The following is a 990-nucleotide window of genomic DNA, read 5'->3' on the forward strand; positions in this document are numbered from 1 at the left end:
CCTTCCTTGGCCGAACGTGTTTCGAGGCCCAAAACTCGTGCCATACTTGGCCTCATGCGGTTGAATTTCCTATCCGTGGCTGGGTTATGGGGATTTGCACATTTTGTCTATCGAGGGGCTGGAGCGGGAGGCGCGGGTGTGATGGTATGTGATCGCGTACCAATAAAAAAAGCCGCGCAGCCCTTACGGTATCTGCGCGGTCAGCTATTAAATTTGTAGCAATTTCTACTTGTTCTGCATCGCCATGGCGGCCAGTTTGGTGGTGTCCACCGGGCAGCCTAGCGCTTCAAAGCGGGCTTTGTCGTGCAGGTTGAGCACCTTGGGCAGGTAGTCGCCCATGATTTCGCCTTCGGCGTTGGGCTTCTTCACAGCGAACCAGCTGTGTTCAAACTTGGGGTTCACATGGGTGTGGCGGTTGATGACCACGCCAAAGTCTTTGGAGCCGCCGGGGATGCCGTCGCCGTTGCCGTATTCCATCCAGACCACGCCGCATTTCTCGGTGGCGTTGGCGGGGCGGTCCGGGGCGCGGGTGACGACCACGTTGAAGTTGCCTTGGGGGTCGAGCAGGCCGGTCATGTTTTCGTCATGCACACAGTCCACGGTCATGCCGGTGGGTGGCGCGCTACCGGTGCAGATAGACCAGTAGCGCATGTCGGCGGATTGGTCCAGCGGCTTGGCGGTGCCGTCCCAGTTCTTGGGCGTGGTGGGCATTTTGCCGTGCACCACATAGACACTGCCGTTGGCCTGGCTCAGATACGTGAAGCCGTAGCGGGTGGCAAAGTTGCTCCAGAAGCCGCCTTTTTCCACGGCCAGGCCGTCGCTGGGGATGGCGGGGAAGAAGGTTTGCGTCAGCAGGTGCTCGCGGTTGAAGAAGCGCGTCATGGTGGCCACTTCAAAGTTCTTGGCGGCCGTGTGGTCGGCGGGCATCCAGGGCAGGCGGGTCAGCGCCACCCAGTTTTTGGTGGGGATGGGCAGCGGCACTTGCTTCTC

General features: G+C 60.2%; 1 pseudogene. It reads right to left on the reverse strand.

The features are described from left to right. Nucleotides 1–225 precede the first annotated feature (225 nt). A pseudogene (locus JAO85_RS25530) lies at nucleotides 226–990 on the reverse strand (hypothetical protein); the annotation flags it as partial.

The organism is Comamonas sp. NyZ500 (genome assembly GCF_016772095.1).
Classification (GTDB): Bacteria; Pseudomonadota; Gammaproteobacteria; order Burkholderiales; family Burkholderiaceae_C; genus Comamonas; species Comamonas thiooxydans.